At 52.0% G+C, this 24,218-nt stretch carries 21 protein-coding genes; 14 read left to right on the top strand and 7 right to left on the bottom strand.

Annotated features, from left to right (window positions below):
- The first annotated feature begins 19 nt into the window (after window positions 1-19).
- From AC0MA3_RS05180 to AC0MA3_RS05155, 6 genes are all read left to right on the top strand, one after another.
- On the top strand, window positions 20-1,018 hold the full coding sequence (locus tag AC0MA3_RS05180; RefSeq protein WP_474655410.1) for a LacI family DNA-binding transcriptional regulator: 999 nt from the start codon (window positions 20-22) through the stop codon (window positions 1,016-1,018).
- Window positions 1,019-1,291: 273 nt separating this feature from the next.
- Window positions 1,292-2,713, top strand: coding sequence for a tagaturonate reductase (locus AC0MA3_RS05175; RefSeq protein ID WP_474655409.1), 1,422 nt, complete (start codon window positions 1,292-1,294; stop codon window positions 2,711-2,713).
- A 27-nt stretch (window positions 2,714-2,740) separates the two neighbouring features.
- Entirely contained in the window at window positions 2,741-4,228 is a 1,488-nt protein-coding gene (locus AC0MA3_RS05170) for a UxaA family hydrolase (RefSeq protein WP_379161691.1), read from the top strand.
- Between the two features lie 39 nt (window positions 4,229-4,267).
- Window positions 4,268-5,683 carry a glucuronate isomerase gene (gene uxaC, locus AC0MA3_RS05165; RefSeq protein WP_474655408.1) on the top strand — a complete coding sequence of 472 codons (1,416 nt, stop codon included), beginning with the start codon at window positions 4,268-4,270 and terminating at the stop codon, window positions 5,681-5,683.
- Window positions 5,684-5,700: 17 nt separating this feature from the next.
- Window positions 5,701-6,426, top strand: coding sequence for a rhamnogalacturonan acetylesterase (locus AC0MA3_RS05160; RefSeq protein ID WP_474655407.1), 726 nt, complete (start codon window positions 5,701-5,703; stop codon window positions 6,424-6,426).
- 114 nt (window positions 6,427-6,540) lie between these two features.
- The gene (locus tag AC0MA3_RS05155; protein ID WP_474655406.1) at window positions 6,541-7,383 is read left to right on the top strand and encodes a sugar phosphate isomerase/epimerase family protein; all 843 of its coding nucleotides are present in this window, start codon (window positions 6,541-6,543) and stop codon (window positions 7,381-7,383) included.
- 154 nt (window positions 7,384-7,537) lie between these two features.
- Here the strand turns inward: AC0MA3_RS05155 and AC0MA3_RS05150 are convergent, their stop codons facing one another.
- Both AC0MA3_RS05150 and AC0MA3_RS05145 read right to left on the bottom strand, forming a co-directional pair.
- Window positions 7,538-10,738 carry an alpha-mannosidase gene (locus AC0MA3_RS05150; RefSeq protein ID WP_474655405.1) on the bottom strand — a complete coding sequence of 1,067 codons (3,201 nt, stop codon included), beginning with the start codon at window positions 10,736-10,738 and terminating at the stop codon, window positions 7,538-7,540.
- A gap of 80 nt (window positions 10,739-10,818) precedes the next feature.
- On the bottom strand, window positions 10,819-11,856 hold the full coding sequence (locus AC0MA3_RS05145) for a LacI family DNA-binding transcriptional regulator (RefSeq protein WP_474655404.1): 1,038 nt from the start codon (window positions 11,854-11,856) through the stop codon (window positions 10,819-10,821).
- A gap of 175 nt (window positions 11,857-12,031) precedes the next feature.
- Between AC0MA3_RS05145 and AC0MA3_RS05140 the strand changes: the two genes are divergently transcribed.
- Window positions 12,032-13,969: an NAD(+) synthase gene (locus AC0MA3_RS05140; RefSeq protein WP_474655403.1), complete on the top strand. Its 1,938-nt coding sequence runs from the start codon at window positions 12,032-12,034 to the stop codon at window positions 13,967-13,969.
- Between the two features lie 141 nt (window positions 13,970-14,110).
- On the opposite strand, the gene AC0MA3_RS05135 is transcribed toward AC0MA3_RS05140, so the two are convergent.
- The 4 genes from AC0MA3_RS05135 to AC0MA3_RS05120 form a co-directional block, all read right to left on the bottom strand.
- On the bottom strand, window positions 14,111-14,566 hold the full coding sequence (locus tag AC0MA3_RS05135; protein ID WP_474655402.1) for a GreA/GreB family elongation factor: 456 nt from the start codon (window positions 14,564-14,566) through the stop codon (window positions 14,111-14,113).
- Between the two features lie 154 nt (window positions 14,567-14,720).
- Window positions 14,721-15,626, bottom strand: coding sequence for a class I SAM-dependent methyltransferase (locus AC0MA3_RS05130; protein ID WP_474655401.1), 906 nt, complete (start codon window positions 15,624-15,626; stop codon window positions 14,721-14,723).
- A gap of 93 nt (window positions 15,627-15,719) precedes the next feature.
- A complete protein-coding gene (locus tag AC0MA3_RS05125) occupies window positions 15,720-16,118 on the bottom strand; it encodes an RrF2 family transcriptional regulator (protein ID WP_474655400.1) in 399 nt (132 codons plus the stop codon).
- Between the two features lie 128 nt (window positions 16,119-16,246).
- Complete coding sequence (locus AC0MA3_RS05120; protein ID WP_474655399.1) at window positions 16,247-18,916, bottom strand: family 78 glycoside hydrolase catalytic domain; 2,670 nt, start codon at window positions 18,914-18,916, stop codon at window positions 16,247-16,249.
- A gap of 152 nt (window positions 18,917-19,068) precedes the next feature.
- Between AC0MA3_RS05120 and AC0MA3_RS05115 the strand changes: the two genes are divergently transcribed.
- Complete coding sequence (locus AC0MA3_RS05115; protein ID WP_474655398.1) at window positions 19,069-19,980, top strand: helix-turn-helix domain-containing protein; 912 nt, start codon at window positions 19,069-19,071, stop codon at window positions 19,978-19,980.
- 157 nt (window positions 19,981-20,137) lie between these two features.
- Here AC0MA3_RS05115 and AC0MA3_RS05110 read toward each other — a convergent pair whose 3' ends face one another.
- Window positions 20,138-20,665, bottom strand: a complete 528-nt coding sequence (locus AC0MA3_RS05110) for a hypothetical protein (RefSeq protein WP_474655397.1) — start codon at window positions 20,663-20,665, stop codon at window positions 20,138-20,140.
- Between the two features lie 320 nt (window positions 20,666-20,985).
- Here AC0MA3_RS05110 and AC0MA3_RS05105 point away from each other — a divergent pair, with 320 nt between their 5' ends.
- The 6 genes from AC0MA3_RS05105 to AC0MA3_RS05080 all read left to right on the top strand — a co-directional run bounded on the left by AC0MA3_RS05105 (window position 20,986) and on the right by AC0MA3_RS05080 (window position 24,156).
- Window positions 20,986-21,429, top strand: coding sequence for a hypothetical protein (locus AC0MA3_RS05105; RefSeq protein ID WP_379161645.1), 444 nt, complete (start codon window positions 20,986-20,988; stop codon window positions 21,427-21,429).
- A 1-nt stretch (window position 21,430) separates the two neighbouring features.
- Entirely contained in the window at window positions 21,431-21,655 is a 225-nt protein-coding gene (locus AC0MA3_RS05100) for a helix-turn-helix transcriptional regulator (RefSeq protein ID WP_379161643.1), read from the top strand.
- Window positions 21,656-21,675: 20 nt separating this feature from the next.
- Window positions 21,676-22,356, top strand: coding sequence for a DUF4386 domain-containing protein (locus AC0MA3_RS05095; RefSeq protein WP_474655396.1), 681 nt, complete (start codon window positions 21,676-21,678; stop codon window positions 22,354-22,356).
- Between the two features lie 26 nt (window positions 22,357-22,382).
- Window positions 22,383-23,291: a hypothetical protein gene (locus AC0MA3_RS05090; protein WP_474655395.1), complete on the top strand. Its 909-nt coding sequence runs from the start codon at window positions 22,383-22,385 to the stop codon at window positions 23,289-23,291.
- Between the two features lie 156 nt (window positions 23,292-23,447).
- Complete coding sequence (locus AC0MA3_RS05085; RefSeq protein WP_379161637.1) at window positions 23,448-23,930, top strand: DUF2975 domain-containing protein; 483 nt, start codon at window positions 23,448-23,450, stop codon at window positions 23,928-23,930.
- Window positions 23,931-23,940: 10 nt separating this feature from the next.
- Complete coding sequence (locus AC0MA3_RS05080; protein WP_379161635.1) at window positions 23,941-24,156, top strand: helix-turn-helix domain-containing protein; 216 nt, start codon at window positions 23,941-23,943, stop codon at window positions 24,154-24,156.
- Window positions 24,157-24,218: the final 62 nt, after the last annotated feature.

Raw genomic sequence — 24,218 nt, 5'->3', positions numbered from 1 at the left:
ATTTACCCGGAGAGATATTATGATCACCATCAAAGACATTGCACGTGTCGCCGGCGTCTCCCATACCACCGTTTCCCGAGCGCTGAACGGCAGCCCGCTGATCAAGAAAGTCACCCGGGACAAAATCGAAAAAATCGCTGCAGAAATGAACTATGTCCCCAATTACAGCGCCAAGAGCCTGGTGACCAAAAGATCCTTCACCATCGGTCTATTCTTCTCCAGTATTGAGCAGGGGACCTCGGCCAGCTTCCTGGTCGATGCGATCAAAGGAATCAGCCACATCCTGGATGAGAACTTCAACCTAACGGTCAACGGCATTGACGGCGTACACAACTTCGGGAATATTCAGCCGCAGCGCTTCGATGGCATTCTGGTCATGAGCCAGAGCGATGAGGATAATGCCTTCATCTATCATGTGAAGAAGATGGGGATTCCACTGGTCGTGCTGAATCGCCAGCTTGAAGATCCCGGCATTATGAACGTGGTGGCTAATGACCGTGAAGGCGTGAAGGAAGCCATTGACTATGCTGTCCGGCAGGGACACCAAAAATTCGCTATTATCGAAGGCAAACCTGGATTCAAATCATCAAGTGAGCGCAAACAGGGTTTCATGGACAGCCTGATCGCCAATCGCCTTCCGCTGAACTCGAATTACTTTGCGGCTGGTGACTATAGCATCGAGAGCGGCTATGCGGCTATGACTACTCTGCTCCTGCTAGAAGATCCGCCGACAGCGGTGTTCTGCTCCAATGACGACATGGCAATTGGTGCGATGAACGCCTGCTACGCTCACAAGGCCGATATTCCAGGGCAAATTTCTCTCATTGGATTCGATGATATTATGTTCTCCCGGTACACGAATCCAGCCCTCACTACGGTCCGCAAGCCCATTACAGAGATCAGCGAGCTCGGCACCAAAATGCTGGTCCAGCTGCTTCAGCAGCCGGAGACAAAACCCCAGCAGCTATTCGTGAAGACTGCGTTAGTCACCCGCCAAACTGTTGCTGAACTACAGTAGTCATGAACCGTTAAGCAGGGGCGGTAACAAGCAAGATTCCATGTGCAGCCAGCTGGCAGAGCGGTTCAAGAGTGACTCTATTGAAGTGGAAAAAAGTAGAACTAAATGCTATGACAGAGGGTCCGCAGATCTCGCTGTTCGCTGTTATGGATCCTCCGCCAAAGCATGCAATTCCCAGCTACATCCGGTTAAAAAAAGAGACTCTCTTTTTTTAAATAAAATGTTCACGTGTGCATCATTCCAATACATTATAAAGGAGAGTATTGAACACTTATGACACAGCGTTTATCCAGAACCACGCATCCCGGTCTGCCGCAATATCCGGAACGGATGATCCAATTTGGGGAAGGGAATTTCATGCGGGCTTTTGTAGACTGGCAGCTGCTGCAGATGAACAAACAAGGCCTGTTTAACGGAAGTGCTGCAGTTGTTGTGCCTATCGGAGAGGGACTTGGCGGACTTATGGCCGAACAGGATAATCTCTACACGGTACTGCTGAACGGCATCATGCAGCAGCAGCCTGTCAATTCGCACGAGATTATCACCAGCGTCAGCCGTGTGATCAATCCTTATAGCGATTATGAGGCATATCTGGCTCTGGCCGAGAATGATGAACTCGAATTCATTACCTCCAATACAACAGAAGCAGGTATCGCCTATCACGCTGGGGACAAGTTGGAGGATGCGCCGCCTGCAAGCTTTCCTGCCAAGCTGACCGCTCTTCTGCACCGGCGGTTTGAGCTCGGCAAAAAGGGCTTCGTGATCATCCCCTGCGAGCTGATTGACCGTAATGGCGAAAAGCTGGAGCAAATTGTGCGGCAATACGCAGCGGAGTGGAATCTGGGTGAAGCCTTCCTGCAGTGGCTCAGTGCAGAGAACACATTCTGCTGCAGTCTGGTGGACCGCATTGTCCCAGGTTATCCACGCGATAAGGCGACAGAGCTGGAAACGGAGCTTGGGTACGCCGACAAGCTGATGGTAACCGCAGAGCCGTTCCTGTTCTGGGTTATTGAAGGCCCTTCATGGCTCTCCGAACGGCTGCCGCTGGCCAAAGCCGGGCTTAATGTAATCGTTACAGACGACATGACCCACTACCGTGAACGGAAGGTTCATCTTCTAAATGGTCCGCATACGGCTATGGTTCCCCTTGCCATGATGGCCGGGCTCGAAACCGTCGAAGATGTGATGAACGATGACATGTTCTACCGCTATGTGCGCGGGCTTTTGGATGAGGAGCTTATTCCTATGCTTGATCTTCCTGAAGAGGAGCTGCTCTCTTACGCAGATGCCGTGCTTGAGCGGTTCAAGAATCCTTTCATCCGCCATGAGCTGGCTTCGATATCTCTGAACAGCATCTCCAAATTCAAGACCCGCCTCCTTCCTGTGCTCCTTCGGTATCAGCAGGAACGCAGCCAGTTGCCGCCGCTGATTACCCTTGCCTTCGCCGCGCTGCTGCTCAGCTACAGGGGAGACCGCGTGAAGCGTCAGGACAGTGCTGAAGTGCTGGCGGTATTCGATCAGGCCTGGAGCAACCCTACCACATTCACCGCAACGATTCTTAAGGATGACAGCCTGTGGGGCCAGGATCTGTCTCTGATAGCGGGCCTGACCGAGGCAGTTGAAGCCCAGCTGCACCAGCTCCAAAGCTCTGACATCCGTGACGCACTGCTGCAGATGATAAGTACTGAAGCCTGAATATCCATTCCCTTTAGGAGGAACACCATGAAACATCTAATGAAAATGAACCCCCGTGATACGGTAGCCGTAGCGCTGCGCCCGATTACTTCTGGTGAAGAGATCTCTTTTGAAGGACTCTACCTGAAGGCTGCCCAGGATATTCCGCAGGGCCACAAAATTGCCTTAACCGACTTCGCCGAGAACGATGTTATTACTAAATACGGCTACCCTATCGGGCATGCGATCGAAGCGATCCGGACAGGTGACTGGATTCATACGCATAATATCAAGACCAATCTGTCGGGAGAAGAAGAATATGAATATCAGCCCGAACTGCACCCAGTTATTTATCCAAAACGTGATCTGACCTTTCAGGGCTACCGCCGGGCAAACGGCAAAGTGGGTATCCGGAATGATCTGTTCATCATTCCCACAGTAGGCTGTGTGAACGGCATTGCCGAACAGATGCTGCAGGAATTCAAGACAGAACATCCGGATCTGGGCGGCTTTGATAATTTTACCGTTCTGAAGCACCCTTACGGCTGCTCTCAGCTGGGCGATGACCACCGCATGACCCGCAGCATCCTGCTGGATGCCGTGAATCACCCGAATGCCGGGGGCGTGTTAGTCTTTGGCCTCGGATGTGAGAACAATATCGTCTCCGAGTTCCGCAGCATGCTGGGCGACTACGACAAGAGCCGGGTCAAATTCCTCGTTGCCCAGGAGGTGGGCGACGAGGTGGAGGCAGGCCTCCTATTGCTCGAAGAGCTGTACGAGGCAGCGAAAAATGATGTCCGCGAGCCGGTTCCGCTCAGTGAGCTGAACATCGGGCTGAAATGCGGCGGCTCCGACGGATTCTCCGGCATTACCGCCAATCCGCTGCTTGGCGCCTTCTCGGATTTCATCATCTCTCAGGGCGGAACCTCCGTACTGACTGAGGTCCCAGAAATGTTCGGCGCCGAGAAAATGCTCATGGCCCGTGCGGAGAACCGCGAGGTCTATGAGGATATCGTCTCCCTGATTAACAATTTCAAGCAGTATTTCCTCTCTTACGGGGAACCAGTGTATGAGAATCCCTCCCCCGGCAACAAGGCTGGCGGAATCAGTACGCTGGAAGATAAATCGCTGGGCTGCACTCAGAAGGCCGGCAGCTCGCCTGTTGTGGACGTGCTGGATTACGGCGTGAAGCTGCGCCGTAAAGGCCTAAGTCTTCTGCAGGCTCCGGGCAACGATCTGGTGGCTGCCTCTGCCCTTGCCGCATCGGACTGCCAGCTCGTACTCTTCACAACCGGCCGGGGAACACCGTTCGGCAGCTTTGTGCCGACAGTCAAGGTAGCGACTAATAATGATCTTTTCGCCAAAAAGGGTCACTGGATGGACTTCAATGCCGGGCCGTTGCTGGAACGCCCGATGGCTGAGGTGCTGGAGGAATTTATCGCTTATATCATCGATGTGGCGAGCGGCCAAAAAACGCGCAACGAGCAGAATGAAGTACGCGAGCTGGCGATTTTCAAAACCGGAGTTACGCTATAAATCCTATCCTAATCCAATCCAAGCAAAGGGAGAATCTAAATGTTTTTAAATGACGATTTTCTATTGACCAGCGATACGGCGCGTAAGCTCTTCCATAATCATGCCAAAACCATGCCGATCATCGATTACCACTGCCACCTTGATCCGAAGGAGATCTATGAAGATAAGGCGTTCCGCAACCTGACCGAAGCCTGGCTGGCCGGAGATCATTACAAATGGCGGCTTATGCGGGCCAACGGAATTCCAGAATCCCATATTACCGGGGATGCTTCGGATTATGACAAGTTCCTGGCCTGGGCCCGGACGCTTCCAAAAGCAATCGGCAACCCGCTATACAGCTGGACCCATCTGGAATTGCGCCGATTCTTCGGGATTAATGAACTACTGAACGAAGCTTCCGCTCCTGCCATCTGGGAGGAAGTGAACCGCAAGCTGGCTGAACCTGCCTTTACCCGGCGGAGTCTGATCCGGAATTCGAATGTCAAAATCATCTGCACTACGGATGACCCGGCAGATTCGCTGGAATATCACCGGCTGCTGAAGGAGTCGGAGCATGACTTTCAGGTCTTCCCGACCTTCCGTCCCGACAAAGCGCTGAATATTGATGCCGAAGGATTCCCGGCTTGGCTGGCCCGGCTGGAAGAAGCAGCCGGAGCTCCGGTAGCCACCTATAACTCACTGGTCGAAGCGTTGCGGAACCGTGTGGAATTTTTCCATGATAATGGCTGCCGGTTGTCTGACCATGCACTCGACGTGCTGCGTTATCAAGCCGCTGGTGATGCCTCACAGCTGGAGCGGATTTTCACCAAACGTATCGAAGGTGCGGTGTTGTCGCAAGAAGAGATTACTATCTACCGCACAGAGCTTCTATCGGCACTGATCGGAATGTACCATGACCACAATTGGACCATGCAGCTTCACCTGCACGCCTTCCGCAACAATAACACACCGATGTATAACCGCCTGGGACCGGATACGGGCTACGATGGAATAAACGATCTTTCTTTGGCTGAGGCCCTCTCGAAGTTGCTGGACCGGGCCGAATGCGGCAAGGGATTACCTAAGACCATCCTTTATTCGCTGAATCCGGGAGACTACCCGGTCCTGCTGGCTCTAATGGGCTGCTATCAAAAAGACACCGCTGGCAAGCTTCAGCTTGGCTCCGGTTGGTGGTACAACGATACCCGCGACGGGATGCGCCGCCAATTGACCCTGCTTGCCGACAACAGCCTGCTGGGTAATTTCGTCGGCATGCTGACCGACTCACGCAGCTTTCTGTCTTACACGCGCCACGAATATTTCCGGCGTGTCCTCTGCGAGCTGCTCGGCGAACTGGCAGAGCGCGGCGAAGCACCGGACGATCAGGCGCTGCTGGGACAGCTGGTAGAAGGAATCTCCTACAGCAATGCCGCAGGATATTTCGGTTTCGAAACCCGAAACGCTGTACACTCTTGAATCAGGAAGGGAAGAATATGATGCCTACGCTGTATATTGCAGGTGACTCTACCGCCGCTCAGAAAAGCGGGGGTGAGAAACCGATGACAGGCTGGGGGGAATTCTTTCATGAGCATTTTGGTCCAGAGATTACCGTAGATAACCGTGCGGTGAACGGACGCAGCACCCGCTCTTTTCTGGCAGAAGGCCGGCTGGAGGATATCGGCAAGGATTTCCGGTCCGGTGACTATCTGCTAATCCAATTCGGACATAATGATCAGAAGCTGGAAGACCGCGCCCGCTACACCGATCCCGGCACCGAATACCGCCAGAATCTGCTCACGTTCATTGATTTCGCCCGCAGCCGGGGCGGACATCCTGTTCTGCTGACCCCGGTCAGCCGCCGCCGGTTTACCGAAGGCGGCGAGCCCGATCCGCTCGCCGTCGGGCTGTACCCGGAAGCGATGCGCGAGGTCGCGGCGCAGACCGGTACGCCGCTGCTCGATATCTTTGCTTCCTCCCAGCAGCTATACCGCGTGCTGGGAGAAGAAGGCTCGCGGCAGCTATTCATGCATCTGCCCGCGAACGCTCATCCGAACTATCCGGAGGGTGTCACGGATGACACGCACTTCTCCAAAGAAGGCGCTGCCCGTGTCGCTGAACGGGTCGCCGAGGCGATCCGGCAGTCCCCAGAGCTGACTGCCTTGGGTGTATATCTGCGGCGGCCGGGGCTTAAGACGGCTGAGGCCAGTTCACAGCTATAAGGCTCATAGCGACAGAGAAGTGTTTCATGTAACCCCAAGCCGCAAGCGGACAGCTTGCAGCTTGGGGTTACATATTTAGAACATGATCTTAATTCATAAGCAGGAGGGTATATCATGACTGCACCGCTTCATCTAGGCATACGCGCCCATGACTTTGGCCAACTGCCTCTGACAGAGCTGACCGCCAAGCTCGGGCAGCACCATTTCGCACACATACAGTTCGCTGTACACAAATCGTTCCCGGAGTCTGTTCCCTCGCTATCCAGTCTGAGTCCCGGTACCGCTGCCTTTTATGGCGATGCGTTCCGGAGGGCCGGAATACGTATTGCCGTGCTCGGCTGCTACGTCAATATCGTCGATCCCGATCCCGTTCGTAGAACATTGGCCATTGATGCATTTACTACCCAGCTCCGGCTGGCCCGGGATTTCGGTGCCAGTCTGGTCGGAACGGAAACCGGAAGTGTGGGCAGAGGATACACACCGGCTAATTTTACGGAGGAAGCCTTTCAGCAGGTTGTAACTTCTGTGAAGGCCATGGTAGCGGAAGCCGAACACTTCGGGGTAACGGTGGGCATTGAAGCGGGGATCAATCACCCGATCCATACTGCACAGCTTGCACGGCGTCTGCTCACCCTAATTCCCTCCAATAACCTGCAGATTATACTCGATTGCGCCAATCTGATGACCGTGGACAATTACCTGCAGCAGGATACTGTAATAGCAGAAGCGCTGGAGCTGCTCGGCGACCGTATTGCCGTCATCCACTTGAAGGATTTCACGGTCAGGGACGGTGAGATCGTGATTACGCCTGCCGGCCAAGGTCTGCTGAACTTTGCTCCACTGCTCCGTTATATGAAATATAAGCGGCCGCATATTCAAGGCATTCTGGAAAGTACACCCGAAGAGTATGTGCAGGAGAGCGCAGATTTTCTGCGGAGGCTGTATGACGAAGTATAACCGGAGACAGGAAGCTAGAAGGAAATATAGACATTAGATACATTATGCTTAGGCAAAAAAACACACCAAAAAGGGCATCCCTCTCACCTTACCATGAGAAGAATGCCCGTTTTTATTGTCCGTGTGACGAACTAAGAGTGATTACTCTCCTATATTAACCAGAGAATTTTACAATATAGGTGTTAATTTCATACGGCTTCAATTCGCTGGTAATCGTCTGGCCAACGTAAGCTTCGCCCAGCGGGCGCTCCATCAGATCACATACCTGCCAGGAATGAAGCGGATAATCACTGCTGAGCGTTACGGTGCTCCGGGTGCCTGTATACTCATGCAGGCGGACGATGAAGCCGTCGCCATTCTCCGCCATTTTGACAGCATCGACGGCGATCCCTGCGGTGTCTGTCTTGATCAGCGATTTGCCGGCTCCGGCTGAATAACCGCCTTTAACTACACGCAGCGGATTGTTCAGTGACCAGGCCTCCTCCACAGTAGCTGCCGCTGCCCAGTCCCCTTTATGCGGCAACAGGGCATAGGTGAACCGGTGTTCTCCCTGATCCGCCTGCCAGTCAGGATCGGTTGCCGACTTGATCAATGACAGCCGCATTACATGATCCTTGATGTCGTAGCCGTATTTGCAGTCGTTCAGCAGACTGACCCCATAACCCCGCTCCGACAAATCGGCCCACTGATGGCCCACACTTTCGAACCGTGCATAATCCCAGCTTGTATTCCAGTGGGTAGGCCGCTTTACGTTGCCGAACTGAATGTCATAGGTGGCTTCTGTAGCCCGCACGGCAACCGGAAAAGCGGTCTTCAGCAGCTGATGCTGCTCATGCCAGTCTACCCGTGTCTCGAAATCGATCCGTGCACTTCTGCTGTACACTTTTACCCTCTGTACGATAGAAGAGTCCATATACTTCCAAGTGAATTCCAGCACCGCGGCAAGCCTTCCGCACTCGATCAGCTCGACGGAGCGGAGATCGGTGACCACCCGCATTTTCTCCTGGTAAAAAAGATCAATATCCCAGGCATCGAACATCTTCGGCTTATCCTCAAAAACCTGAAGCACATTACCGTTCTCACCGCGAGCCAGCACCTCCCGCTGTTCCCGGAGATCAAAGATCCGGCTCAGCTGCCCGGACCCGTTCCACTCCAATACATAAAACGGCGTCGTGAGCCGCGAATCCTCCCATTCGAAAGGAAGCGGAAGCTCAGGAATAAAGGCTGCCCCTTCCCGTGCGCTGCTCTTTCCTCCAACAGAATCAGCAGAATCCGCTGCTTCCACAGGCCGTGAAGTGATAACTATACTGCCTAGCATCGGAACAGACGGAACTTCCACCAGCCATTCATCCCCTACGCGCTGGAATGCTAGCTTTTGACCATCCGCAGTACTCCACACCACATCTCCTGCTGCTTCATAAGAAATAGCTGCCAGCTCTGTCTGTTCGAAGAAGGCTCCATTAAATACCGTGTACTCCGATACCAGCTGTGAACCGGACCATCCGGTCAGCTCTTCTGCCGCAGCATCCGCCGCTCCGCGGCCAATGCGTTCCGCTTCTGCATATTCCAGCCGGGAGTCCTCATATACCTCATGGATGGAGGATCCAGGAATAATATCGTGGAACTGATTGCGGAGGATGGTATGCCAGCCTTCCAGCAGCGGCTTTGCAGGGTAGCTGCTGAAGCTGCCTTTTTCCACAGCGAGCAGTACCTGCAGCCACTCCGCTTCGCGGTAAAGCAGCTCCAGCTTCCGGTTCATCCGTTTGTTGTAGGCCTGACTCGTATACGTTCCCCGGTGATATTCCAGGTACAGCTCACCGTCCCAGGTATGCACATATTGGTCGGTACTGCGGATGGTTTCATTCAGACGCTCAAAATACTCATCTGCCCGGCCCGTCCGGACTGCGGGAATCCCCGGCATTGTATCAAGCCGACGGCGCATTTCCAGCATTTCGCGGTTCACTCCCCCGCCCCCATCACCGTATCCATAAGAGAGCAGTAGCTCGCGATTCATATTCTTGTCCCGGTACTGATCCCAGATTCCCTGAACGGAGAAGGGTTCAATTAGTCCGTTGTAAGTGTAATACCAGGCGCCGGAGTCAGGTCCTTCAGGTGTGGTAATGAAGTGAGTCAGCACTTCACTGCCGTCAATGCCTCTCCAGCGAAAGGTGTCATGGGGCATCCGGTTATATTGGTTCCAGCTGATTTTGGTGGTCATGAAAGTGTCAATTCCCGATTTCCGCAAAATCTGCGGCAGCGCCCAGCTGTAGCCAAAGACATCCGGCAGCCATAAATATTTGCAGTCCACACCGAACTCCTCCCGGAAAAACTTCGTCCCGTACAGAATTTGGCGCACCAGCGACTCTCCACTGGTCAAGTTGCAGTCCGCTTCCAGCCACATCGCACCCCCGGCTTCCCAGCGCCCTTCTTCAACCCGCTTGCGGATTTCGTCATAGATTTCCGGATAATCTTCCTTGATGTACGCGTATAGCTGAGGCTGTGTCTGCAAAAAAATATATTCCGGGTACTGCTTCATCAGCCGGAGTACGGTCGAAAAGGAACGTGCCGCTTTTTCCCGGGTATGGGTAAGCCGCCACAACCAAGCTACGTCGATATGGGTGTGGCCGATTGCGGTTACAGTTACCGGATGCTTAGACTCAAGCCGTGCCAGTTGCTCCAGAAGAAGTGATTCTGCCTCCTGAACGGAAATGTAAAAGTCTGTGCTGCCCGGTTTGGACCAGTCCAGCCTGTTGAATGCCCGGTTAAGCGCCATCAGCAGTTCCTGCTTCTCCGGCTGATTGTCCGCAAGCTGCTTGTAGGTCGAGAGTGCGGCCCGGCCGGTATAGTACAAATTATCGGCTGCCTCATCCAGCCAGGCCAGCTCTGCCCGTATCATCCGGTGCTCCTGGGGAACAGGTCGTCCTCCGCCTTCCAGCCCTGACCATAAGCGGAAAGTGAAATCCAGTGTCCGCCCGGCTGCATCCTCCTCCAGAAAAACCTCCTGATGGTTAGAATCCACACCCTGATACGGCTTGCCGTCAATATACAGCAGCGACTCAAAGCCGCTATTGTTGCCCCCTCCGGTCCGTCCGAAGTCAAATATGCCAACCACACGTTTCCCCTTCCACCCGGCAGGCACTTCCACTATCCGCTGCAGCCAAATGTACACATCGCGTCCAGTCCAGTAATCCCCGTGCTGAAGCTTGCTGTCTCCTTCCAGCCGGGGAGGGTACATTCCGTTTGCTCCATCCGTATCCTCCACTGCAAGCCAATCATCCAGCTTGGCAATCTCACGGTAACGGTAACCTTCCAGCTCCCGCAGCCGTGCAGCCAGCTTCTCCTCCGTCCAAAACATGATCCCAGCCTCCTTGTATAACACGTGTTATATTCAAACAAAAACGGCTGTCCCCCTTATCAAAGGACGATATCCGTTTCTTACGCGCTTTCGCCTGCCCTTAATACCGCCGGAAGCCATATCTTCCCTTCCTCCGCTGAGGCCCCGGCTTCAATAAGACTGAGCACCCGGCGGACCGCTTCTTCCCCCATGCCTACGTAGGGGATTTCCACACAGCTTAAAGCCGGCAGGCTCAGACGATGGCCCTGGATCGTATTGTCTGCCGCCATCACCCGCAGCTCTTCACCGATGCGAAGGCCCAGCTTATTGGCGGCCCGGTACAAATCCGGGATGCCGCTTGACCAGTTCACCAGAAGCGGAGGCATTGGCTTGCCAATCTCTGACAGCTTCAGAAGCCATTCCTCCCAATCCACCCGCCCATCCAGCTCGGGAAGCCGGAACCAAAACGGGCTCATGCCCCGTTCACTGCACCAGCTACTATAGGCCTCCCGGCGTGTTCGTTCCGCCCAACTGCGGATGCCGTTATGGTAGACTTCGGCATACACCGGAGCCAGCAGCTGCGGAGTTCCAGGCCGCAGCAAATACTCCAGAGCCAGCTCCACACTGCCCTTGTAATCGGCCAGCACAGAGCATACCCCTTCCGCCTCGGCATAGCCCTCCACGGAAACATACGGAACCCCCGCCTCGTTAACCTTGGCGGCCCAGGCCTCATCGCGGTAGCTGGTATCATCCAGCGTCACGATGCCGTCGATCTTCCGCTGGTGGTAGAGATCCACCAGCTCATCCCTTGCCTCGCCGTCCGGCTTGTGGCCCGGCGAGCAGAGTAGAATGTGATAGCCATGCGCTTCACATTCCTTCTGCATACCCTCCAGCAGCCGCATGAACAGCGGATGCCGTGTATCACCGAACGCAGCCAGACTCATGCTGCGGCCCGTCTTCATGCTACGCGCCTGAGCGTCTACATGGTAGTTCAATTCGCGGATCGCCGCCAGTACATTCTCACGGGTCTCTGTGCTTACGCCAATGCCCGGCGTATCATTCAGCACCGCAGAGACTACACTGCGGGATACTCCGGCCAGCTTGGCAACGTCGTGGCTGGTTACTCTTTTTTTGCCCATATCAGCACCTCGGCAAGAGTATAACACGTGTTATTATTGGTGTATAGCAGATTTTTAGGAACGGTTCAAAAAGCGGGCTCTGACCCATTCGGTCTTATCTACTTGTTATAGATACCCCATCATGGGTACAATTAATTATTAGTACGTGTCATCATACAAAGGATAGGTGAAACAAATGGAGAATTTCGGATTCGCTAGAGTCGCCGCCGCTTCCCCTGAAATGCGGGTTGCCGACTGCGAGTTTAATGCAGCGCAGATTATAGACGCTATCCGGCAAGCGGATGAGAATCAGGTTGAATATCTGGTATTGCCGGAGCTGTCTATTACCGGCTATACCTGTGCGGATTTATTCCTGCAGCCCACGCTCCAGAAGTCTGCGCTTACAGCACTACATAAGATCACCGCTGCAACTGAGGGGCGGAACCTGATTGTTATTGCCGGTCTTCCTGTTGCTGTAAAAAGCAGATTATTCAACTGTGCCGCTGTATTGCAGCAAGGTCAAATTCTGGGTCTTGTTGTGAAGACCTGCATCCCAGGATACAGTGAGTTCTATGAACCCCGCTGGTTTGCCGGAGCAGAGGAGCTTGAGGTCTCCGAGCTGCGGATAGGTACAGCGGCTGTGCCCATAGGCAATGACCTGATCTTCACTTGTGAAGGCAGCGGCGGGATCTCCTTCGGCGTGGAAATCTGCGAGGATCTTTGGGTTCCGGTTCCTCCGAGCAGCCTGCTTGCCCAGGCCGGAGCCACGCTTCTGTTCAATCCTTCCGCCAGCAATGAACTGGTAGGCAAAGCGGATTACCGCCGCCAGCTGGTCACCAGCCAATCTGCCTCCTGCGTGGCAGGCTACGTCTACGCCGGCTGCAATACCGGTGAATCGACAACGGATGTGGTATTCGGCGGCCACTCGATGATTGCTGAGAACGGGCAGATGCTCGCTGAATCCGAGCGCTTCACTCATGAGAGCCGGATCATCATCGCCGATATCGATCTGCCGAGAGTCCAGTATTCCCGCACAGTGATGGGCACCTTCCGTGCCGGCAAGGGCGGCCGTAATTACCGCGAGGTACTCTATGCGGCGCCGGGTAACCTGCATGAGGGCCGCAAGCTGGTCCGCAGCATCGCCGTGAATCCCTTTGTACCCGGCAATCCGCAGCAGCGGGGTGACCGCTGCCGGGAGATTCTTTCGATCCAGACCTCCGGCCTGATGAAGCGCATACGCCACATCGGAACCAAGCAGGCCGTGATCGGCATCTCCGGCGGTCTGGATTCCACGCTGGCACTTCTTGTCGCTGTCCGTGCGATGGAGCTGCTTGGCCGTCCGGCCAGCGATGTGCTGGCTGTCACGATGCCGGGCTTCGGCACGACGAACCGCACTTACGACAACGCCGTTGGTCTCATTAAGGCGCTTGGTGCATCACTCAAGGTAGTAGACATCAAAGCTGCCTGCCTGCAGCACTTCGAGGATATCGGCCATGACAAGAATGTTCACGACCTGACCTATGAGAATGTCCAGGCCCGGGAACGTACGCAGATCCTGATGGATCTGGCCAATAAGAACGGCGGCATTGTCATTGGTACCGGTGATTTGTCAGAGCTTGCCCTCGGATGGTGTACCTATAACGGTGACCACATGTCTATGTATGGCGTCAATTCAGGCATTCCAAAGACGCTTATTCAATATGTCGTCGCCTGGTATGCTGATCACGAGGCGGACGAAACCGTGAACAAGCTGCTCTACGACATCATCGACACGGGAATCAGTCCCGAGCTTCTGCCGCCATCTGCTACAGGCGAGATTGTCCAGCTCACAGAAAATATTCTCGGGCCTTATGTGGTGCATGATTTCTTCCTGTATTACATGCTGCGGACCGGCGCTTCTCCCGCCAAAATGTTCTATCTTGCCCATCATGCTTTTGGCGATACCTACCCTAAGGAGCAGCTGGTGACGTGGCTCCGGGTATTCGTCACCCGTTTCTTCACCCAGCAGTTCAAGCGCTCCTGTCTCCCGGACGGACCGAAGGTCGGAACGGTCAGCCTGTCGCCGCGCGGAGACTGGCGCATGCCAAGTGACGCTTCCGCAGCACTTTGGCTGCGTGAGGTTGAGGAATTATAAGTAGAGCTTAACGACAGCATAGAGCTCACTCTCAGCGGTGGGTAGTATTCTTCTTTTTATCACTCCAGAACCACCGGTAATTTACCAGCCAATAAAGGGACAGCCGCGAGGCTGCCCCTTTATTGCGTTCCTTTGTAACATTTACCCCCACTTTTCATCTGTTAACGGATAATCATATACATTCTCTAGCACAAGCACCTCGTCACTTCCGAGGGGAGTGTGAACACTTACCGTCTGACCGGGTTCTGCCAAGAGAAGCCCTCTACCCATCGGAGACCAGAGTGAAATACAGTACTCATCCAGATCCGATTCACCGGGAATAACAATACGATATGCATCCTTTAGCTTTTCAGGGCCAATCTGTAGAGAAACCCAAGAGCCGATAAGCACGGTGGAGCGCCTAAGTTCATCACCTTTTCCAGACAATATGCCTTGTACACGCTCTTGATACGTCTGAATCATTACTCGGATTTCTGCCCTGTCTGCAGGCGATTCCAATGCTATGCGATCCAGTATGCCAAAAGTATTCTCATCCAAATATACTAACTGCCGCACCAGTTCCTCTCTCAGCGCATCTGTAATCAGACTATGGTTCATAGTAGATTTCACCCGCTCTCTTCATCAGTTCCTGCTCAAAAATCTGTACTTGCCCTCTCATATCCATCATTCCTTCCACATAGTAAAATAGATCCCGCGCTGGGGATCTATCTATTAGGATAACATCTTTTGTCATAAAGACAATGCCCGGCTCTTAGCGCTTGCCCGCTTCAGCCCTGCTGTACATATTCTGATCCTGCAGCCGGATAAGCACCTTACCAAAACGACCGCCCTGCTTAATCAACACCTTGCCGTCAGGATAGGTACGCTGTACATACTCCGTAATGATACTCCGCGCAGACTCATCAGCCTTCAACCCATGATGCTTCAGTAGCTGCAGGGTCTCTTCAATCGCCTCTTCGCTAGGCAGCTCAGTACTCTTCATCTCCCGTGTGATCAACGATTCGAACGAATAGCCCTTCAGATAAAGTAAATGGGTTAAGTAAGCCATATCCGAGCTTTTTGTAGATACTTCATGTCCGGTCAGCAAAGGAAGAACCTCATTAAGCAGACTATACTCTCTGTCCCCTGCCAAAAGGCTAATGTAGCAGTACTTCCGCGCACAGCTGAGCACGCGCTCCACACTATCCCAATCCACAATTGCCGGAGACATGGATACAAATACAAGATCGAAGGCGCCTTTCCAGCCCTGTGCAGCAATATCTATATTTTCGAACACGTCATGTACCAGCTCTACCTGCCCCGGACCGAACCTGGCTGTATTCTCCATGAACAGCTCGCTTAATGGTATGTTCGGCTCTACCGCTGTAACCACTGCCCCTCTATCGGCAAAAGGAACCGTGAACCCGCCCGAAGCCGCGCCCACATCCAGTACGGACTGCCCCTCAAAGCCTACTCCCTGCCCTTCCAGCCAGCCGATAATCCGCTCGCTTCTGGCTCTTCCCCCTTCACTGAACACTTCTTCGTTAAATGTCTTCGCTTTGTGGTCAAAGGAACGCGCCGGATCCATTCCGGCCATCCTGAATTTATTGCCTGTCGCTTCCGGGTCCTCCTTCCAGGCCTTTTCCCATACGCTGGCGTTGAATAAATCGGTTGTCATATCAGCTCATTCCTCTCAACATGCTCATTTTTTATTTTATAGACTTAAAAGACTTTCTATATCTATAATCAATCCGCGAAAAACGGCGGATGATCAGTCCACCGTTAGTCCCACAGCAAGCTCGGACATTTTCTTATTCTGCAAATACCGTTCCATTTGCTGCTCCGCTTCGATCATCTCCCGCTGAATCGGGCACGTACTGGAGTGATTAAGCGTACAATCAAACAACGAAGCCGTACCTTCGATCGCATGAATGATGTCCAGAAAAGAAATCTCTTCCTGCTTGCGCTTCAACCGGTATCCGCCGTTCGCACCGGATGCGGACTCAATGAGACCCGCCTTCACCAGCTTCGTCAGGATCTTCGACAGATACGTGGGAGATACCCCCTGCCGCTCTGCGAGCTGCTGTACCCCTATGGGCTTATCCTGCGCAGCGGCTACCATAAAGAGCATGGTGTGCAGCGCATAATTGGTTGCTTTTGAATACTTCATTGTTTCACCTCAATCAAAGACTTTACTGATCTATAATAGCGCTTATCTAAGCGAAAAGCAAATAAGGGACTTCCACAGCCTTCTGCTGCAGAAACCCCTTCACTCCCATTACATTCCTCCCACTCAGATCAAAGCGTTCCTGGCTCCACCATATAATTGAAGCTGTAGTCGCCGGAGCCCAGATTTACCTTCACTTTATCCTCCACTTGTTCTGCCGAATGCACACCAGCCGCCTGCTCCAGCAATTCATCACTTTCCCGCACCTGGGCCAGCTCGGCATTCGGGAGATACAGCTCAGCAGTGGTATTCGGCGGTACCGAAACCGATAGCTCCATATGATTCGATGCTATTCTCCATTCGGAGCGGATACGCCCGTACATCGTTTCCAGCTCGCCTGCTGCCGTAGTTAGGTCTCCTCCAGGCTGCGGCTGAATCACAAACTTTTTATAGCCAGGACAATCCTCATCCAGCTCAATTCCGGCAACATGGCGGTACAAAAAGTCTCCGATAGCCCCATAAGCATAATGATTGAACGAATTCATGTCCCTGCTCCAAAAGCTGCCGTCCTCCTTAATTCCGTCCCAGTGCTCCCATATGGTCGTCGCTCCCTTCGTCACTTGGTACAGCCAGGAGGGATAATCGGTCTGCAGCAGAAGTTTATAGGCTGCATCCGTATGCCCCGCTTCGCTTAACACCAGATTCAGGTACGGCGTTCCGACAAAACCGGTAGTGAGATGGTAGTTGCTCTCCTCCAGAAGCTTCAGGAGTTTTTCTACTGTACGTTCTTTTGCCGTTCCTTCCACTAGCCCGAACATTAACGCCAGCACACAGGCTGTTTGTGTGGCTACAGATAACCGCCCGGAAGGGGTGATGAATTCCCGGTTAAAGGCTGTCACAATATGGCTGTACAGCTCTGAGTAATGCTGGGCGTCATCTCTTTTTCCGAGCACATGGGCTGTCTTCTGCATCAGTTGAACAGAATAGGCGTAGAAAGCTGTTGCAATAAAATCGGTATCCGTAGCCCCTTTATAGCTATCCGGTTTGGCATCCAGACCCAGCCAGTCCCCGAAATGAAAACCGGTATTCCACAGAAATTCGTCACTGCCCTGCTGACGGATATATTCCACCCAGCCCTGCATACTCGGATACTGCTGTTCCAGAATTCGCTTATCCCCATAGCACTGGTACAGTGTCCAGGGACAAATGACCGCAGCATCCCCCCAAGCCGCAGAGGAATGATCCTTTTCTCCCAGTACATTCGGAATTACAAAGGGAACACCGCCATTGTCCAGCTGATCGGCTGCCAGATCCTTAAGCCATTTGGTGAAGAACGGCGCCACATTCATCAGGTAAGCGGAAGTGCGGATGAACATTTGCGCATCTCCGGTCCAGCCGAGCCGTTCATCCCGCTGCGGGCAATCGGTCGGCACATCGACAAAATTGCCTTTTTGACCCCATTGGATATTATGCTGGAGCTGGTTAAGCAGCGGATTGGAGCAGGTGAAAGAGCCGGTAGGTTCCATATCCGAATGAAGCACAATGCCTGTGAAGTTCTGCAAAGAGACGTTCTCACCGAAACCAATCAGCTGCACATAACGAAATCCCTGGAAGGTAAACCGCGACTCATAGCTTTCCGGACCTCCGCCTTTTGCTATATAAGTAACGGTCTGCTTGGCTCGTCTCAGGTTATCCGTATATACATTACCGTCCCGGTCCAGCACCTCAAAATGAAGCAGCTGAACTTGCGTCCCTTCAGGAACATCCAGGGTAAAATGCATCCAGCCGACCATGTTCTGCCCCATATCAAGTACGGCTTCACCGGCTGGTGTCTTAAGTAACTGAAGCGGTTTGATCTCTTCTATTTTTCTTACCGGAACATTCTCCTGTGCCACCAAAATCTTCTTGGAATGCGAGATGCGTTCTACCCTGGACCAGCTGCTGTCATCAAAACCAGCCCTGCTGAATCCGCTCTGCTCAAGACGGGCATCATAGGTCTCGCCGTGATAAAGCTCCGACATTAGAATCGGACCTGCGGCAGCAGTCCAGTGCTCCCCGGTAGTGATGATCTGTTCGGCTCCATTCTCAAAGGTCAGATGGATCTGCATGAGCAATGCCGGGCGGTCGCCGAACAGATGCTTGCGGTTATCCCAGGCCAGGTTTCCTTTGTACCAGCCATTTCCGAGCCAGGCACCGACAGCATTTTCTCCTGCTTCCATCTGCGCCGTAATATCATAGGTCTGAACCTGAAGCCTGTGGTTGTAGCTGGTCCAGCCTGGAGTCAGATTACCGTCCCCCACCCGTGAGCCGTTCAATTCCATTTCATACAGGCCTAGGGCAGTCACGTACATTCTGGCCTGAAGCGGAGTGCCATCGATATGAAAGGTGTGGCGTACAAGCGGACACTGCTCCACCTCTACATCCAGCAGAGATAGCGGAGCGCTGATCCATTCGCCCTTCCACTCCGCTTCCGTCAGCAGCCCCATCTCCCAAAACGCAGTTTCCGACCATTCTGTACTCCGGTTCTCATGATCCCACACCTTCACGCGGTAATAATACCGCTGCCGTGAACGGAGGTCCATTTCCTTCAGTTCCACATGAGTGCATTGATCTGAATATACTCTGCCGGAGGTCCATAGGAGACTGTGAAAATCCGGCTCTTCGGATATCTGAATGTCGTAAGACTGCTGCATTACATTCCGCTCCTCCGACTGAAGCTGCCAGCTGATTCTTGGATAACGCACATCCATCCCGACCGGATTCTCCTTATACTCCACACGTAATTTTTGAACCTTCAACATTCATATCCACCCCGTCTTTTCTTGGATTCACCCTGTGATTTTGAAACGCTTTCTATTACAATTATAGAAATTGTATTTCTGCGCATGACCCGTAAAAAGGACATTTCTCCTGTGCAATAAGGACTTTTATTACGTTAAAAGGGGATGAACGGATGAATTCGGCAGACCATACGCTTAAAGGCGAAACTTTTTTTCAAAAAAATCTGCTGCTCTATGTTAACCGTGCTACGGAGACTTACCAGCTCCCCCTTCATTCCCATGACTTCATCGAGTTAGCCTTCGTTGCAGAGGGAACGGGGTTCCATTATACAGAACATGAGGTTCAGAAGACCTGCAGGGGACAGCTGTATTTCATTCCCGTCGGCGTATCCCATGTGTTCCGGCCCTCGTCGCCCCATTCACTTAAAGAACCGCTCGTCGTCTACAATTGCTTATTCACAGCAGAGCTTCTGGATGACATCTCCTCCGTAATTCTGGATGCGCCGATTGCAGCGTACCTGGAACAGATCAAAAATCAGCAGGTGCCCACTTTCTCCATGACCGATCAAAATGGTTTCATTGAGAGCCTTTTCCTCTCACTTCACCGGGAGTACAATCTCCCGCAGACCGGCTCGGACAGCTATCTGCTGACCCTGTTCATTCAACTGATTGTCACCCTGTACAGATGTAAGCATCATGAGCTTCAGTCTCCGGTGAACCGTCAGACGCAATTCCTGCAAATTCTCCACTATCTCCAGCAGGAGTATGCCCAGGACCTTACGTTGTCCCATCTTGCCCGGACCTTTGACTGGAGCGAGCGGCATCTTCAGCGGCTGTTCAAAGCCCACACCGGCCAGACCTTCCATCATTTCCTGCAAAATGTCCGGATTCAAAAGAGCTGCACCCTGCTGATTCAGCAGTTGCACGCCCCCATTCCGCTCATCGCCGAGCAGGTCGGTTACCACGATACCAAAACGTTCAACCAGGTCTTCAAACGGATCATCGGCAAAACCCCCGGCGGATACCGCCGTGAGGCTGAAAGCGCCGGGGCAAGTACAGCCAGTTCGGTATCCGCACGCGGCTAAAGTAATTGGTTGCTTCTCTACAGAAAAAGAGGGCATTCCTCAAAAAATCTGCCCCACTAAAAAACCGCCCGTATCATCGCAAATGAAATGACGGGGCGGCATCTTTTATGTGACATTATGCAAATATTCATACTCATGTCTGTCCGCTGTTCCTGTTCTATTTCTGCAGCTCCGCGTCCTTTTGCTTCAGTAGGTCGGCATATTCCGCTTTATACTGCTCCAGGTTATCTTTCAGTTCCTTATTGGACGGGTCTACCTTCAGCCTGCTGCTGGTGGACAGAATGTTATCGACTACTCTATCGATTTCGCTGTCAATCGCTTCAATTTTGCTTTTGGCCACTGCTGTTGCTGAATCCGAATTCGTTGTCAGTGTGGGCAGCGGTCCTATAGTCTTGCTCTCGCTCATGCCGGTCAGTGAAGGTGAGGCTATGCTCTTTTTGTCATCCAGACTTATAGTCTTGCCGGACAAGGAGACCCTATATCCTGCCAGCTCCCCGATCGCACGCACGGGTACATAACTTTTCCCGTTAATGACTATGGCCGGGTCGGCCAGCTTCTTGCCGTACACTTTTACGGTGTATTCTGCTTGAATGGTTTTACCAACTAGACTTGATGAGGCCCCAATCGCCTGAGTACTTACCATCAGTATTGCACCGGCTAGGAAACCGGCAGCTAGCTTTTTCATAAGAAGTTCACTCCCCGTAAAATACTATACTTGCTAGTTTACCATTTTGCGGAGGGTGATGACGAACTTCATCATACGCTACTTGCTAAGAAGGGCCGAGGGAAGGGTTGGTGGCTTGCCGTTTCGGCCAGTGCGGAGCGATAACGGTATATCTGCCGTTGTTCACGCTGCATCCCGCCCTGATTGAGCCTCTTTTTTGTGAGTCTTTCCACTGTGAATTCCCAAAATGTATAATAAACTTGACACTATGAATGGTATGTATTACATTATGTACATCAAACTTAACTTGTTAACAAAATATTGTATAGGCGGTGTAGCGTATGACCTATCAAGAAAAGAAGAGCATTGTATCCCTGTTTACGGCAATCCTCATTTTCGGATCTTATTGTGCTTACATGTATCCAAAATATCCTGAGGGGGCAGGCTCAACGGAAATCTTTCATTATTGGGGTTCCTTCGTAATCACTTTGACTCTGGTTTCAATCGCAGTGCATATCCTGATCAGCATTATTTTCAACATTTCCTTTAGAATCACGACCGGAGAAAAGGAACCGTCCTTTGCCGATGAACTGGATAAACTCATTAGCTTGAAGGCCACCCGGAATTCTTTCTTTGTATTTGTCCTTGGTTTTCTTGCTGCCATGGGATCGCTGGTCAACGATCAGCCCATACAGGTGATGTTCGTGATCCTGATTGCCGGCGGATTCATCTCTGATGTAACCGGCTCCGTTACGAAACTTTATCATTATCGGAGGGGAGTCTAGGATGGGTAAGAATCTGGTTGGCAATCACATCCGCAGATTACGCTTTGACCACGATGAGATGACACAGCAGCAACTGGCAGACAAAGTAGGCGTAACGAGACAGACCATCGTGGCTTTGGAAAAAGGGAACTATTCGCCCTCTCTGGAACTGGCCTTCCGGATTGCTATCGCCTTCAACCTATCTTTGGAAGAGGTATTCTTCTACGGAGACAGCCCGAAGGAATAAATTAATGAGGAGATGAAAGCATGAATTCCAACCAGGCAGCAGCGAAAATAACGGGTGTTCTATTTATTCTTGCAGCAGTTTCATCGATAGCTGGACTTCTTTTATACGATCCGATCCTGAACGGTCCCGATTATTTAATGAAGGGTTCTGAACATGCCAACCAGGTGATACTGGGGGCGGTTATGGAGTTAATTCTTGTCGTCTCCGCTGTCGGCACTTCGATTACCATGTTCCCGCTTTTAAGAAAATACAATGAGACACTGGCTCTTGGACATCTATGCTTCAGGTTTCTTGAGGCCGTTATCATCACTGTGGGCATCATCAGTGTGCTGTCCTTATTGACCTTAAGCCGGGAGTTCACGACTTCTACCGCTGTGGATATAACCTCTTTGGAAGCTTCAGGCACACTATTAAAAGCAATCCACGACTGGACGTTTATGCTGGGGCCCAATGTCATGCTGGGAATCAACACGCTGTTGTACAGCTACATTTTTTATCAAACCAAGCTGGTCCCCAGGTTCATTTCGGTCTTGGGCATTACCGGATCTATACTGGTGTTTAGCGCAGGGCTGTTCGAAATGTTCGGAGTATTTCCTCAACTATCGGTATGGGGAGCTATCTTGTCATTGCCAGTTGCCGCCAATGAAATGATCCTTGCCGTATGGCTTATTGTAAAAGGCTTCAACGTATCCTATAACTGAAGTATTAGATGATTCAGGAAAGGTTGTTGTCTGTGCAAGCTGTTCCTCATCATCCCATTCAAGGATGGATTGCCTACACGTCGGACCGCGGCGGAACGTTCGACATTTGGCTGTACCGGACGCAGGACGGTCTTCATTTTCAACTTACCAAAGGACATGGTGCGGAATTTTCCGTTCCCTATTGGTCTCCAGACAGCAGGAGGATCGCTTTCATCGGCAGGGACAATGTGATCCACCTGCTGGATACATTCACACTCTCCGTAGCCAGGATCGACCAAACCGATCCTTACCCCCTGCTGGACTGGTCACCAGACAACCGCTCCCTCGTGTACGTCATAAACACCCAATTCGTCGTCTACGATACGTTCTCCCATAGCAGCTATGCCATCCCGGAGCCGGGTGCCAGCGACGCCCAGTGGTTCCCTTCGGGTTCGGAACTTCTATTCGCGGCTCCGGATTCCACGGGCACTACTCAGCTCTTCCGCCTCCCGACCGATAACACCCATCGCAGACAAATCACGCAAAATACGGACGGTCCGCTCCATGACGTTCGGATATCCCCGGACGGAACCTTCGCATTATATACATCCCCCGGTGCCAGCATCTCCATCATTTCGGCGGTGGATTTGGCCACCGGTGCCTTCTATACGCTGGAAGGCGGACCGCTCGCCAAAACTATTTCCCGGCATAGTCCCCTGACTCCCGTAGCATCGCCTACAGCGCAACCGACTATAAAGAGCCGGATTATTATTCTCTCATCCAGATCGACAATCGTACCGGTCAGAACCAAAGAACGCTGGCGGCCTCCGACTGTTATGCCACTCCTGTCAGCTGGTCGCCGGACGGTAACCACATTGCCTATTTATCAGGATGCGCAGGTACAGGAAGTGCAAGTCAGCTCTGGATTGTCGGTATCAGGGAGCAAATACTGGTGAACGTCCTCAGCGGCGGCCGGATTACCTCCTTGCAGTGGTCTCCCCGCGTTTGAAGAGAAAACAATTAAAATACATCAATTAACAATCAAAATATATTGTTAAACGATAAATTATATGTTACATTCACAGTAACAATAATTAAATGAGGTGTATGTTGTGGAGCGAGGAACCACTCTCTTTTTAAGGGCGGCTGTTATTCTAATTGGAATCCCGGTTCTTGCTTTATGCATTTTTGCGGTGCCGGAGATCGCGGAGTTTGCAGCAGAATTGTATCCGGATATGACTTCTATTAGATATCTTGTACTCATCGATTTGTATGCATCGGCAATTCCCTTTTACTTCGCTCTGTATCAAGCTTTTATACTTTTAGGCTATATTGACAAGAACAAGGCTTTCTCTGAACTATCTGTACAGGTTCTAAAAAAAATCAAATACTCTGCATTCACAATCAGTGTCTTGTATGTGGCTGGCTTACCGCTTTTCTATCTTATGGCGGATATGGATGATGCCCCAGGGATTATAGTCATCGGGTTGATCATCATTTTCGCCTCCATGGTGATTGCCGTGTTTGCTGCCGTTCTCCAAAAGCTATTAAAAGAAGCCATTGAAATAAAATCAGAAAATGACTTAACAGTCTGAGGTGAAATCCATGGCGATTATAATCAATGTTGATGTGATGCTGGCTAAACGGAAAATGAGCGTAACTGAACTTTCGGAGAGGGTTGGTATTACGATGGCTAACCTTTCTATATTGAAAAATGGAAAAGCAAAAGCGGTCCGATTCTCCACTTTAGAGGCGATTTGCAAGGCTTTGGAATGTCAGCCTGGCGATATTCTGGAATACAAAATGGACGAAGAGATTTAAACTCAAGAGTGGCAGTTCCTATTATTGAGTTAACGGAAGCATTCGCCCCGTAAAGGGGCGGA

Source organism: Paenibacillus sp. LS-5, assembly GCF_056121505.1.
Note: the sequence above shows the minus strand (reverse complement) of the source record. Positions and strands in the feature narration are given on the sequence as shown.

Bases quoted from the DNA above. Each gene is read 5' to 3' on its own strand.
- AC0MA3_RS05140 (WP_474655403.1), top strand. From the start codon at position 12,032: ATGGAGAATTTCGGATTCGCTAGAGTCGCCGCCGCTTCCCCTGAAATG.
- AC0MA3_RS05110 (WP_474655397.1), bottom strand. From the start codon at position 20,665: ATGAAAAAGCTAGCTGCCGGTTTCCTAGCCGGTGCAATACTGATGGTA.
- AC0MA3_RS05100 (WP_379161643.1), top strand. From the start codon at position 21,431: ATGGGTAAGAATCTGGTTGGCAATCACATCCGCAGATTACGCTTTGAC.
- AC0MA3_RS05160 (WP_474655407.1), top strand. From the start codon at position 5,701: ATGATGCCTACGCTGTATATTGCAGGTGACTCTACCGCCGCTCAGAAA.
- AC0MA3_RS05180 (WP_474655410.1), top strand. From the start codon at position 20: ATGATCACCATCAAAGACATTGCACGTGTCGCCGGCGTCTCCCATACC.
- AC0MA3_RS05120 (WP_474655399.1), bottom strand. From the start codon at position 18,916: ATGTTGAAGGTTCAAAAATTACGTGTGGAGTATAAGGAGAATCCGGTC.
- AC0MA3_RS05170 (WP_379161691.1), top strand. From the start codon at position 2,741: ATGAAACATCTAATGAAAATGAACCCCCGTGATACGGTAGCCGTAGCG.
- AC0MA3_RS05095 (WP_474655396.1), top strand. From the start codon at position 21,676: ATGAATTCCAACCAGGCAGCAGCGAAAATAACGGGTGTTCTATTTATT.
- AC0MA3_RS05080 (WP_379161635.1), top strand. From the start codon at position 23,941: ATGGCGATTATAATCAATGTTGATGTGATGCTGGCTAAACGGAAAATG.
- AC0MA3_RS05135 (WP_474655402.1), bottom strand. From the start codon at position 14,566: ATGAACCATAGTCTGATTACAGATGCGCTGAGAGAGGAACTGGTGCGG.
- AC0MA3_RS05155 (WP_474655406.1), top strand. From the start codon at position 6,541: ATGACTGCACCGCTTCATCTAGGCATACGCGCCCATGACTTTGGCCAA.
- AC0MA3_RS05130 (WP_474655401.1), bottom strand. From the start codon at position 15,626: ATGACAACCGATTTATTCAACGCCAGCGTATGGGAAAAGGCCTGGAAG.
- AC0MA3_RS05115 (WP_474655398.1), top strand. From the start codon at position 19,069: ATGAATTCGGCAGACCATACGCTTAAAGGCGAAACTTTTTTTCAAAAA.
- AC0MA3_RS05150 (WP_474655405.1), bottom strand. From the start codon at position 10,738: ATGTTTTGGACGGAGGAGAAGCTGGCTGCACGGCTGCGGGAGCTGGAA.
- AC0MA3_RS05175 (WP_474655409.1), top strand. From the start codon at position 1,292: ATGACACAGCGTTTATCCAGAACCACGCATCCCGGTCTGCCGCAATAT.
- AC0MA3_RS05105 (WP_379161645.1), top strand. From the start codon at position 20,986: ATGACCTATCAAGAAAAGAAGAGCATTGTATCCCTGTTTACGGCAATC.
- AC0MA3_RS05145 (WP_474655404.1), bottom strand. From the start codon at position 11,856: ATGGGCAAAAAAAGAGTAACCAGCCACGACGTTGCCAAGCTGGCCGGA.
- uxaC (WP_474655408.1), top strand. From the start codon at position 4,268: ATGTTTTTAAATGACGATTTTCTATTGACCAGCGATACGGCGCGTAAG.
- AC0MA3_RS05125 (WP_474655400.1), bottom strand. From the start codon at position 16,118: ATGAAGTATTCAAAAGCAACCAATTATGCGCTGCACACCATGCTCTTT.